Genomic DNA, 11,305 nt, shown 5'->3' with positions numbered 1-11,305 from the left:
CCGCATCGGTGGAGCCGTTGTCGCACGATGCTCGAAAGAGGCCGAACCGGGCTGCCACGAGCCCCTCTTGGGGCCTTACGGGGCCCTCCGTGGATCGATACGGTGAGGCGACGATCGACGGTTTCCGGGGTGGACGAGTGACGACGAGGACTGGGCAATGACCGATTCCAGCGAGTGGCTCATCTACCGAGGCGCAGGCGAACCCCACGACGGCATGAACCGGCTGCCGGCCCCGCCGCCGTGGCGCGACTTCGCGAGCCGGGACGCCACCGACGGCGACGGCTCCGAGGACCGCAGGCTGGGCGCCTACCGGCACCTGGCCGAACTGCACCGGCCCGGCGCCGAGGAACTCGAGATGATCAACGCGGCGCTCTATCTGCGCCGGCCCCTGCTGGTCACCGGCAGCCCCGGCGCGGGCAAGAGCACGCTCGCGCACTCGGTGGCGTACGAACTCGGCCTCGGCAACGTCCTGCGCTGGCCGATCGTCAGCCGCTCCACGCTGCGGGACGGCCTCTACCACTACGACGCGATCGCCCGGCTCCAGGACGTGCAGCTCGCCGCCCCGCACGGCGCCGGCCCCGCCGAACCCGGCGCCCCCGGTTCCGTCGAGGGCATCGGCAGCTACATCCGGCTCGGCCCGCTCGGCACCGCGCTGCTGCCCTCCGAGACCCCGCGCGTCCTGCTCATCGACGAGCTGGACAAGAGCGACATCGACCTGCCCAACGACCTCCTGAACGTCCTGGAGGAAGGCGAGTTCGAGATACCCGAACTCCAGCGCGTCGCCGACCGGCTGCCCGGCGGCGAGGCCGCGGTCCTCACCGCCGACGGCACCAAGGCCCGGGTGCGCGACGGCCGGGTGCGCTGCCACGCCTTCCCCTTCGTCGTCCTCACCAGCAACGGCGAACGCGACTTCCCCGCCCCGCTCATGCGCCGCTGCATCCACCTCGAACTGGGCCGCCCCGACCACAAGCGGCTCGCCACCTTCGTACGCGCCCACCTCGGCGACGAGGCCGCGCGCGCCGGGGACGACCTGATCACCCACTTCCTGGAGCGCTCGCGCAGCGAACTCGTCGCCGCCGACCAGCTCCTGAACGCCATCCACCTCACCGACGCCGCGGCCCCGCCCAGCCGCGACCGGCTCGCCGACCTGCTCATCCAGCGACTCGACCGCCCGAGGTGACGCGCTGATGACCGGCGGCGACCCGATCGCCGAACTCATCGCCCGGATACGGCGGACCGGGCTGGATCCCGATGCCCGGCAACTGGCCGACGCGCTGTGGCTGGCCCGCTGGTCGCGCCCGACGGACGGGACCGGCGACGAACAGGGCGGCGCAGGGCCGTCCGGCCGCGCGACGGCGGCCGAGGACCCGGCCGCCGGACGCCCGGACCCGCGGGGAGAAGAAGGAACGGCGCCCGGCGACCGGCCCGGCCCGGCGTGGCCGGACACGGAACAGGACCGGCGCGTCGCCCTCTACCCGGTGCCGCGCGACGGCGCGCCGCGCGGCTACGGACAGGGCCGCTCGGCGGTGCTGCCGGTCGGCGTCCCCGCCGCGCCCGCGTTTCCCTCCCCCCTCGAACTCCAGCGCGCATTACGCCCGTTGCAGGCGTACCGCACCGCCGCACCACCCCTGCGCACCGTCCTCGACGAGCCGGAGACCGCCGAACGGACCGCCCGGGCCGGCGGGTTGGTCCTGCCGGTGTTCCGCGGCGTCACCCGCGCCGACGCCGCGCTCCAGCTCGTCATGGACGCCTCCTCGTCCATGCGCGTGTGGGACCGGATGTTCGCCGAACTGGAACAGGTCTTCAGCCGGCTCGGCGCCTTCCGGGACATCCAGATCAGCCACCTCCACCAGGGCCCGGACGGAGAACCCGCCGTCAGCCGCAGCCCCGAACCCGGGGCGGCCCCGCTGCACTCCGCCGACCGGCTCAGCGACCCGACGGGCCGCCGCGTCACCCTCCTCGTCAGCGACTGCGCGGGACCCCTGTGGCACAGCGGCCACGCCCACCGACTCCTGCACCACCTGTCCCGGCTGGGCCCCGCCGCCGTACTCCAGCCGCTGCCGCAGCGCATGTGGAACCGCACCCGGCTCCCGGTGTCGTACGGCGAACTGACACGCGGCGAAGCCCTCGCGGGCGCCGCCACACTCAAGGTCCGGCTGCCCGCCGGCACCCCGCCGGAGGCACGCGGCGGCGCGCTCCCCGTGCCCGTCCTGCCGCCCGAGCCCGCCGCGCTCGGCGCCTGGGCCCGCCTGCTCTCCGGAGCCGGCGCCGGACCCGTTGCCGGCGCCGTCGGCTGGGTGCGCAGGCACCACGAGCCCGCCCCGAGCGCCCGCCCAGGACGCCGGATGTCCGGGCTCGAACTGGTCAGCCGGTTCCGCTCCAACGCGTCCAAGACCGCGGGCCGACTGGCCGGCTACCTGGCCGCGGCCCCCCTCAGCCTCCCCGTCATGCAGCTCGTCCAGCGCACCATGCTCCCCGACTCCGGGCCCGCCGAACTGGCCGAAGTCCTGCTCAGCGGGCTGGTCTCCCGCGCCAAGGCCGAGGACTACGGCGCGGACGGCACCCAGTGGTACGAGTTCGCGCCCGGCGCGCAGGAAGCCCTGCTGTCCCCGCTGGGCCTGGACGAGGCCATGCTGGTGCTCAAGCACTGTTCCGAGTACATCGAGCAGCGCTTCGGCAAGGGAGGCCCCAACTTCCCCGCCCTGGCCCTGGCCCAGCTCGGCGAGGACGGCTCCGGACCACCCCTGTCGCCCGGCGCCGGATACCCGGGCGAGAACGGTGACAACGGCGGCGCCACCCTCGTCCCCCAGCCCTTCGCCGAGGTCGCCGCACGGGTACTGGAGCGATTCATGCCGCTGCCTGAACACTTCGCCACCTACGCGCCGACCCGCCACCCCGACGACCCGCCGGGCCGCGGGCCCACCCACCCCGCCGTGCTCAGGGCCCGCTCACTGGCCGGTCAGTTCGGCAGCGACCGCATGGTGCAGGACCTCATCGACGCCGTACAACTGCTGCGCGGCGCGACCGAACACGAAGTGCTCCCCGGCGCCGACCCCGAACTGTGGGCCGAGTACGCCAACTGCGTCCTGCTGCTGTGGGAGGTGCAGGGCGGCGCGGACCTGCTGCGCGAGGCGGAGGCCGCCGCCGAACGCGCCGTCGCGCACCCCCGGGCCCTGCGCGAGAGGGCCGTCCTGGCCCGGGTGCTGCACGCCGCCGCCACCGACCGCAGGCGGCGCGGCGACCGGCGCGGCGCGCTCGACCTGCTGCGCCGCGCCGACCGCGAGTACGCCGTGGCCTGCGCCGCGCCCGGCCTGGACGCCGCCGAGGCCCTGGCGCTCACCCTGGAACGGGTCCGGGCGCTGGAGTCGCAGTGGCGTCTCGGCGGCGACAGCGCGCTCCTCCAGGGCGCGGTCGGCATGCTGGAGGCGTTCGCCGACGTGTGGCCCGACCGGCGAAGCCGCCCCTCCGGGCTCCCGCTCGCCCACGGCCGCGTCCTGCTGCGCCTCTCGGGCGCCACCGCCGACCACGAACAGGCCAGGCTGTACGCGGAACAGGGCGCACGCTCCCTGCGCGCCGCCCTGGAGACCGAACCGGAGGACACGCCCGCGCCCGACGGCCGGTCCTCACGCGTCCGCATCCTCCTCGACCTCGTCGACGCGATCCTGGGGTCCGGCGGCGCGCTGGACGACGCCCGGGACCACGTCGAAGAGGCGCTCGCCCTGACCCGCGACCAGGGGCTGCGCTCCGCCCTGCTGGTGCGCGCCGGACGCGTCCACGTCGCCCGGTACGCCGACACGGGCGACCCGCGCGAACTCCAGGACGCCGCCGCGCGGTTCGAGCAGGCCTCCCGCGGCGTGCCCCGGGACGCCCCCGCGCACGCCGACGTCCTCGCCGAATGGGGCGAGGCCCTGCTGCGCCACGCCGTGGCGGACAGCGCGCGCGTCCCCGGCGAATCGCTGTACCGGGCCATCCGGGTGCTGCGGGACTGCCGTACGGAGACGCCCGCGGGCAGCGGTGAACTCGCCCACCGCCTGCTGCTCCTCGGCCGCGCGCTGATGCTGCGCTACCGCGCCCGCGGTGACCGGGTCGACCTGCGCGAGGCCGAGCACCTCTTCGGCCTCGCGGCCCTGGAGGACGGCCCGCCGCTCACCACCGCCCACTGCTGGCTGGAGCTCGGACAGGCCCAGTTCGAGGCGTACCAGAGCCTCGGCCGCAAGGCGCGGCTCGACGAGGCCATCGACGCCTTCCGGGCCGCGGCCGAGTCGGCCCGCGAGGCCGAGGAGGAAGCGGAGACGGAGCGCTCGCGCCAGGAGGCCGTGGAACTGGCCGCTCGGGCACAGCACTGGCGGGGTATGTCCTACGAAGCGGCGGCGCGCCCGCGTGCCGCGCGCGAGGCCTACCGGGCCGCACGGACCGAGTGGTCCAGGCTGCCGGACGGCGTCGCGAGCACGGGAGAGCCGACGGCCCGCCAGACGGCACAGCGGCTGGCCGAGCTGGAGTGAGAGCGCCTGCCGGCGGCCGCCGGGGCGGAGTCAGGGACGGCGAGGGAGACGACATGGGCGCACGGGACGACGCGCAGGACGGGATACGGGACGACGACGTACGGGATGGCGTGCGGGACGACGACGTACGGGATGGCGTGCGGGACGACGCCGTCGGGGACGCGGCGACCCGGGCGCCGGACCCGGCGGACCTCCCGGTCCCCGACCTGCTGGAGCTGGACCTCGCCGAGCTGCGGACCGTCCGACACCCGGTCCTGACGGACGTGCTGGCCGACCTGCGAGCCCGCGCCGGAGAACCGAGCGAGATGCTCTGGGGGTTCAACAACGCCTTCTGAACCGCGAAGTGAGCGACCGCCCGGACAACCGTCGCTCACCAGCGGTCAGTTCAAGGCCAGCCACCCCTGTGAATGAACCGGACAACTTCGGACGGCCGGTGTTTGTGACCGGCACGCGGACGGGCATGTCGCCCGGTACGGGCAGGGGGCCGTGGCGCGGTTCGCGGCGTGGGATCGTGCGGCCGTACACCATGGGGGTGCCGGAGTGTCTGCAGAGGCGACCTCCCCGACACCGACACCCCTGCCGATGCCGATGGCGAAGCCCATGCCGATTCCGGCATCGACTCCGGCACCGGTCGCCGTGACCTCCGCGCCGCACCCCGTACGACCTCCGTGGGACGGTCCCGTACCCGAACCGCCCTTTCCCTTCCGGCAGTTCATCGTCAAGATGCACGGCCGCTGCAACCTCGCCTGCCGCTACTGCTACCTCTACGAAGGCCCCGACCACACCTGGCGCACCCGCCCCGCCGCCGCCCCCGCCGAGGTCCTGGAACGGACCGCGGAGCGGATCGGCGAACACGCCGACGCCCACGGCATGACGGCCCTGTCCCTGGTCCTGCACGGCGGCGAACCCCTCCTGGCCGGCGCGGACACCCTCGTCCGGTTCGCCGGCCTCGTACGCGACCTGGTCCCGCACGACTGCACCGTGCACGCCACCGTCCAGACCAACGCCACCCTGCTCACCGAACGGCGGCTCGCCGTCCTGGCCCGGCACTCCGTCCGCGTCGGCATCAGCCTGGACGGCGGCCTGCCCGAGCACAACACGCTGCGCACCGACCACGCCGGCCGCCCGTCCTGGCCCGCCGCCGCGCGCGGCGCCCGGCTCATCGCCGAACGCCACCCGGAGGCGTACGCCGGGATCCTCACTGTCGTCGACCCCACGACGGACCCGGTCGAGCTGTACGAGTCCCTGCTCGCGCTCCGGCCACCCGCCCTCGACCTGCTGCTCCCGCACGGCAACTGGTCCGCGCCCCCACTGCACCGGCAGGGACCGGGAACCCCCTACGGCGACTGGTTGTGCGCCGTCTTCGACCGCTGGTGGCGGGCCGGGCGGCGCGAGACGCGCGTGCGGCTCTTCGAGGAGTGCCTGGCGCTGCTGCTCGGGCTGCCCGCCGCCACCGAGTCGCTCGGCCTCGCGCCCTTCGACGCCGTCGTCGTCGAGACCGACGGCTCCATCGAACAGGTCGACTCCCTCAAGTCCTGTTACGAGGGGGCCGCCCGGACCGGGCTCGACGTCTTCCGGAACAGTTTCGACCAGGCTCTGCGCCACCCCGGCGTCGCGGCCCGGCAGGCGGGGGCCGCCTCGCTCGCCGCGCGCTGCCGTGCCTGCCCCCTGCTCTCCGTGTGCGGCGGCGGACACTACGCGCATCGATACCGGGCCGGCCACGGCTTCGCCAACCCGTCCGTGTACTGCGCCGACCTCCAGCGATTCATCCGCCATGTCGCCGGGAGGCTCACGGAGGCCGCCGTCCCCGCCACCCCCGCCGCTTCCCAAGGAGATGTCCCGTGATCCTCCCCGCGGTCCCGGATCGGGCCGTGGACGAACTCGGCCGCACCGAAGGCGGCCCCGAGACCCTCGGGCTCCTCGTCCGCGACCAGCACACCCGCCGGCTGCTCCTGCTCCGCGCGGTCCTCGACGCCGCGGAGTCGGCCGCTCCGGACGTCTGTCCCGCCGCCGCGCTGAACCGGCTGCGCGCGGACTGGTCCCTGCTGGAGGAGGCCGAACGACGGGAGCGGTCCGACCGTCCGGTCCCCGTGTCCGCGCATCCGAACCCCGTGTCCGAGCACCCGCACCCGGTGTCCGAGCACCCGCACCCGGTGTCCGAGCACCCGCACCCGGTGTCCGGGAACCTGCACCCCCTGTCCCCGTATCTGAACCCCGCGTCCCCGAACCCGAACCCCGCGTCCCCGGGGCTGATCCCCGCGTCCCCGAACCCGAATCCGCTGTCCCCGAACCCGGTTTCTCTCGTACGCGGTTTCCTCCTCCACCCCTTCATCGGCCCCTGGGCCCGGGACACTTTGCGCGCGCTCGGGGCCGGAACGGGTCCGCTCCCCGGCCGTGACTCTCGTGAACAGGACCGCGCGCTCGCTCACTTCGGGGCACTAGCGGCCGCGGCCGCCGCCCGTGCCGGGGTGTCCTACGCGGTACGCCTGACAGCCCACGACGGCGTGCTGGCGCTGCCCTCGCTCGGCGCACTGCGCACGGGCGCTCCCGGTTCGGGGGCGACCGAGGTGACCGTCGTGCACCGGCGCGGCCGGCTGACGCTCCGGCGACGCGGCGAGACGGACGTGGTCGTCCGCCCGCAGAGCGGAACCGGCGCCTGGTCGGAGTCGGCGGCCTGGACATCGGCGTACACGCTGCCCGGTCTGGTGCCGGGCTCCGCCGCCGTACCGCTGGACGACCTCGACCCGTACCGCACCGCCCGCGGCGGCCCCCGCCCGGACACCCTGAGCGGCCCGGCCGCGCTCGACGAAGCCGACCGCAAGCACTGGCTGCACACTTGGTCCGGCACCGCCGCGGCGCTCGCGACGGGCGGCGGAAACCGGCTCGCGGAATCCGCCGCCCTGCTGCGCTGCATGGTGCCGCTGGCCGCGCCGCCCGGTTCGGTCCCCGGCGGCACGGGCGGCAGTTGCAGCGGCACCCGGCGCGAGGCCTTCGGCGCGATCCTCAGCAGCGCGCCCGCGACGGCCACCGCCTTCGCGGCCACCCTCGTCCACGAGATCCAGCACGCCAAACTCGCCGCGCTCAGCGACATGGTGACGCTTCATCACGCGAGCCCGGACGCACGTCACTTCGCCCCCTGGCGTCCTGACCCCCGCCCGTACGACGGCCTGTTGCAGGGCGCCTACTCCCACCTCGCGCTCGCGGACTTCTTCCAGCGCAGCGCGCTCGCCGCCACGCTTCCCGCCCGCCGCGACGCCGCCTGGGCGCAGCACGCGCGCTGCCAGGCACAGGTCGGGGCCGTCCTGCCCGCGCTCGTCGGATCGGGTGATCTCACCGTGCGGGGACGCCGGTTCGTCGACCGCATGGTCGAGGTGTACGAACGGCTCGCCGAACAGCCTCCGCCGCGCGGACACGCGGCGCGCGCGACGGCGTACGTACAGGCTGCCCGGACCCTGTGGAACCGGCGCCACGCGCCGGGCGAATGAAGCCCGCATCCCAAGGGGGGCGCGGCGGAGGCCGATCGAGTCGCGTCGCCTGCTCGGCACGCGCCCCGCGCGCCTGCCGATCAGGCCACGACCCGTCTCGATTGCGCCATCCTCGCCGAAAGAAGTCGCTTCCCGGACGCGGGAGGGCCCGTGCGCCAAGATCGACGCTGAACACGTTTGGGAAGGAACCGTGGAGTCGGCGACCGGCGTGCGTCTGCGCCCTATCGCCGACCCTCGCGGCGGTTCTAAAATCACGCGCGGGGAGGCCGCTGCATGTCTGGAGCTCGTACACCGGTCGGGCCAGCCGAGAGGGGGTCCGCGAAGCAGACCGTCACCATCAGCTTCGCCGGTTTCAACCGGGCCTGGGCGGCCTGGATCGGGGACCGTCTGGAGCGGCGTGGACATCGCGTGGTGTACCAGCGCTGGGACTCCCCGGCCGAGGTGCCCCTCGCCGACCTGCTGCGCGACCTGACCCTGGCCAAGGGCCGCATCCTGATCGTCGTCAGTGAGTGGTACTTCCAGCTCGGCCCGCGCACCCACGAGGAGTGGAACGCCGCGCTGCGCGAGGTCGTGGCGCCGGATCCGTCCCGCTTCGCGGCCGTCTCCGTCACCAACAGCACGCTGCCGACCGCCACCACCGTGCTCGGCGCGGTCGAGCTGAACAACATGGGCGCCGACGAGGCCGAGCGCCGCGTCCTGGAACGCCTCGACCTGGCTTCCGAACCTCTCCCCGAGTCCGTCGAGGGTGCCCGGCGCGGCCCCCGCTTCCCGGCCGCCATGCCCGAGGTCTGGGGCGGAGTACCCCGCCGCAACACCCGCTTCACCGGCCGCGAGCCGCTCCTGAACGACGCCTACCACCTGCTCCAGGGCGCCGAGGCGGGCGCGGGCGTGGTCACGCTGCACGGCATGTCCGGGGTCGGCAAGACCCAGCTCGCCGCCGAGTACGTGTACCGCTTCGGCTCCGAGTACGACGTGGTGTGGTGGGTCAACGCCGAGAAGCGCGTCACCTACCGGCGCCGACTGGCCGAACTGGCACCGCAGTTGGGCCTCTCGACCGGTGCCGAGTACGGCGAACGGCTGCGTGCCGTACGCGACTCGCTGCGCCGGGGCGACCCGTACTCGCGCTGGCTGCTGATCCTGGACGGCGCCGACGAGCCCGACCAGATCTACGACCTCGTCCCCACCGGGCCCGGCCACGTCCTGATCACCTCGCGCAACCCCGAGTGGAGCGAGCACAACAGCAAGCTGCTGGAGGTGCCGGTCTACGCCCGCGACGAGTCCGTCGCCTTCATCCGCCGCCGCGCGCCCCGCCTGACCGAACCCGAGGCGGACCAACTCGCCGAGGCGCTGGAGGACTTGCCCCTCCTGCTGGACCAGACGGCCGGCTGGCTCAACGACTCGGACCTGTCCGTGCAGGAGTACATCGCCCTCCTGGACGGCGGCATCGACCAGGACGTCGTCAAGATCTCCGCCGACTTCCCGGTCGCCTTCCAGACCGCCTGGTCGATACTGCTGAACAAACTCCGCGACACCGTCCCGGAGTCCGTCGACCTGCTCCGCCTGTGCACCTTCTTCGCGCCGGGCTTCATCCCCGTACGCCTTCTGAAGGAGATGCCGCACGACCAACTGCCGGAACAGATCGCGGGCCTGCTCAACGACCCGCTGCTGTGGAACAGGGCGATCAACCAGCTCCGCCAGTACTCCGTCGTCCGCCTGGAGTCCCACGAGGCGGCCGGCGACGAGGCGGCGTCTTCCGGCGAGTCCCTGTACCTGCACCGCATGGTCCACCAGATCGTCCACAAGGACATGCCCGACGAGGACCGTCGCGAGTTCATGGACGTGGTCCGCCGCGCCCTCGCCGCCGCCGATCCCCGCCGCCCCACGGACACCCGCCTGTGGCCCGGCTACGCGGAGATCGTCCCGCACCTGAAGTACGCGGACGTGCTGCAGAGCAAGGACTCCGCGGTCCAGATGCTGGTCTTCAACTGCCTGCGGTACATGTACATCTCCGGCGAGTACCAGTCGGGCATCAGGCTCGGCGAACGCGCCATGGAGGCCTGGCGGCCCCTCCTGGGAGAGAACCACCCGCGGGTGTGGGAGCTGACCCACCACTACGCCAACCTGCTGCGAGCCGTCGGCGACTACCAGCACACCGAGGCCATCGAGCGCGCGGCCGTCGAGCACCTGCGCGAGGAACGCGGCCCCCAGGACCTGGAGCACCTCCGCGCCGCCACCGGCCTCGCCGCCGACCTCCGCGGTCTCGCCCGCTACGACGAAGCCCTGGAACTCTCCCGGTGGATCTTCACGGCCTACCGGGACCTCCTCGGCGACGCGGACTCCCGCACCCTCGGCGCCCAGAACAACCTGGCCGTGTCGCTGCGGCTGCTCGGGCACTTCGAAGAGGCGCTGGACATCGACCGGCGCACCATGGAGTCACGCAGGCAGCTCCTGCGCGGCCGGCATCCGTGGGCGCTCAGTTCCGAGATCTCGTTCGCCACGGATCTCAGGTTGCTCGGCCGGTATACCGAGGCAGAGTCCATCCAGACGGAGAGCGCACGCGAGCACCGCATCGTCATGGGGGCCGACAACCCGCAGACCCTGGAAGCCGATCACAATCTGGCCCTGTGTCAGTACCGTAGCGGAGACCGCCGGGCCGCCGGGGCGCTGTTCGCCCGGGTGCTGGAACGCTGTGAACGCGTGCTGGGTGAGACGCATCCGCAGACCCTGCGGTTCGCCGCCAACACGAGCTGCTTCGTGCGCGAGCACGGCGACATCGACCAGGCGCGGGAGATCGGCGAGTCCGTCATCGCCCGTTACGAGGTGATGCTCGCCGAGGGGCACCCCTATATCTCCGGTGTTCGTGCCAACCACGCCTTGGTCCTGCGCAATGTCGGCGAACGGGACCAAGCCCATGTCGTCATCGAGCAGGCACTGGCCGACATGACGGCAGCCCTCGGGGACCGACACCCCTGGAGGCTCGGCTGTGCCATCAATGCCGCCGCCCTGCGCAACCTCATCGGCGACCCCGAGTCGGCCGCCGCGCTCACCCAGGACACCGTCACCCGCGCCACCGAGATCCTCGGCCGCACCCACCCGCTGACCCTCTCGGCCCGTATCGCCCTCGCGGCCGATCTGCGCGGGCTGCGGGACCGCCGGCAGGCGGAGAAGGTCGAGCAGGCGGCCCTCGACGACCTGGCCACCACCCTGGGGCCCCAGCACGTCCACACCATCTCCGCGCGCAACCGCAAACGCCCCTACTGGGACTTCGAGCCCCTTTCCACCTGATCCGCGATGCCTAAAGGGCCCGGCCCCGAGTCC

General features: G+C 73.6%; 6 protein-coding genes. All 6 read left to right on the top strand.

The window, feature by feature from the left end:
• The first annotated feature begins 157 nt into the window (after positions 1–157).
• The 6 genes from ACZ4TO_RS37310 to fxsT all read left to right on the top strand — a co-directional run bounded on the left by ACZ4TO_RS37310 (position 158) and on the right by fxsT (position 11,272).
• The gene (locus ACZ4TO_RS37310) at positions 158–1,180 is read left to right on the top strand and encodes an AAA family ATPase (RefSeq protein WP_467841066.1); all 1,023 of its coding nucleotides are present in this window, start codon (positions 158–160) and stop codon (positions 1,178–1,180) included.
• A 7-nt stretch (positions 1,181–1,187) separates the two neighbouring features.
• Positions 1,188–4,502, top strand: coding sequence for an SAV_2336 N-terminal domain-related protein (locus ACZ4TO_RS37305; RefSeq protein ID WP_468026519.1), 3,315 nt, complete (start codon positions 1,188–1,190; stop codon positions 4,500–4,502).
• 53 nt (positions 4,503–4,555) lie between these two features.
• Positions 4,556–4,837 carry an FxSxx-COOH cyclophane-containing RiPP peptide gene (gene fxsA, locus ACZ4TO_RS37300; protein ID WP_468026518.1) on the top strand — a complete coding sequence of 94 codons (282 nt, stop codon included), beginning with the start codon at positions 4,556–4,558 and terminating at the stop codon, positions 4,835–4,837.
• 265 nt (positions 4,838–5,102) lie between these two features.
• On the top strand, positions 5,103–6,347 hold the full coding sequence (locus ACZ4TO_RS37295) for an FxsB family cyclophane-forming radical SAM/SPASM peptide maturase (protein WP_468026517.1): 1,245 nt from the start codon (positions 5,103–5,105) through the stop codon (positions 6,345–6,347).
• Positions 6,347–7,987 carry an aKG-HExxH-type peptide beta-hydroxylase gene (locus tag ACZ4TO_RS37290; protein WP_468026550.1) on the top strand — a complete coding sequence of 547 codons (1,641 nt, stop codon included), beginning with the start codon at positions 6,347–6,349 and terminating at the stop codon, positions 7,985–7,987. The genes ACZ4TO_RS37295 and ACZ4TO_RS37290 overlap by 1 nt, the downstream gene beginning before the upstream one ends.
• A 273-nt stretch (positions 7,988–8,260) precedes the next feature.
• Positions 8,261–11,272, top strand: coding sequence for an FxSxx-COOH system tetratricopeptide repeat protein (fxsT, locus tag ACZ4TO_RS37285; RefSeq protein WP_468026516.1), 3,012 nt, complete (start codon positions 8,261–8,263; stop codon positions 11,270–11,272).
• Positions 11,273–11,305: the final 33 nt, after the last annotated feature.

Source organism: Streptomyces sp. NPDC028298 (assembly GCF_055565895.1).
Note: the sequence above shows the minus strand (reverse complement) of the source record. Positions and strands in the feature narration are given on the sequence as shown.

Excerpts from the sequence above, each read along its gene's own strand:
- ACZ4TO_RS37295 (WP_468026517.1), top strand. The coding sequence starts at position 5,103 with ATGCCGATTCCGGCATCGACTCCGGCACCGGTCGCCGTGACCTCCGCG.
- ACZ4TO_RS37310 (WP_467841066.1), top strand. The coding sequence starts at position 158 with ATGACCGATTCCAGCGAGTGGCTCATCTACCGAGGCGCAGGCGAACCC.
- fxsA (WP_468026518.1), top strand. The coding sequence starts at position 4,556 with ATGGGCGCACGGGACGACGCGCAGGACGGGATACGGGACGACGACGTA.
- ACZ4TO_RS37305 (WP_468026519.1), top strand. The coding sequence starts at position 1,188 with ATGACCGGCGGCGACCCGATCGCCGAACTCATCGCCCGGATACGGCGG.
- fxsT (WP_468026516.1), top strand. The coding sequence starts at position 8,261 with ATGTCTGGAGCTCGTACACCGGTCGGGCCAGCCGAGAGGGGGTCCGCG.